This is a genomic window from Streptomyces sp. SID13726, from assembly GCF_010548375.1.
In the GTDB taxonomy this organism is placed as follows: domain Bacteria; phylum Actinomycetota; class Actinomycetes; order Streptomycetales; family Streptomycetaceae; genus Streptomyces.
In genome coordinates, this window is record NZ_JAAGLY010000518.1 from 1 (window position 1) to 427 (window position 427).

1 protein-coding gene is annotated in these 427 nt (G+C 71.9%); it reads left to right on the forward strand.

Annotation, left to right across the window (positions count from 1 at the left end):
- Window positions 1-192 precede the first annotated feature (192 nt).
- The coding region (locus G3I78_RS48895; RefSeq protein ID WP_164437114.1) for a ribose-phosphate pyrophosphokinase-like domain-containing protein at window positions 193-427 on the forward strand (235 nt) is incomplete at its 3' end.

Here is a 427-nt window from a genome sequence, read left to right on the forward strand (position 1 = left end):
CCAGCTCGCGGACCAGAGCGCGGCGGCGACGGCCGAGCGCCCGACCCCGCCGCCGCCCGGACCCGAGCTCGAGCACACGCTCGAGGCGCTGCGTGGCGGTCGTCCCGCGACCACGGCAGACTGACCGCGTCCGGCCCCGCTCTCCTCAGACCCACCCCGCACCCGGAAACACCACCGAAGGAACCCACTGGTATGAGCAGCACGATCGCCGGCAACGGGGAGAAGTCCCTCGTCCTCGCCTCGGGGCGCGCGCACCCCGAGCTGGCCAACGACGTCGCGCGGGAGCTGGGCATCGACCTGCTGCCCACGACCGCGTACGACTTCGCGAACGGCGAGATCTACGTCCGGTTCGGCGAGTCGGTGCGCGGCGCCGACGTCTTCATCCTCCAGAGCCACACCGCTCCGATCAACCAGTGGATCATGGAGC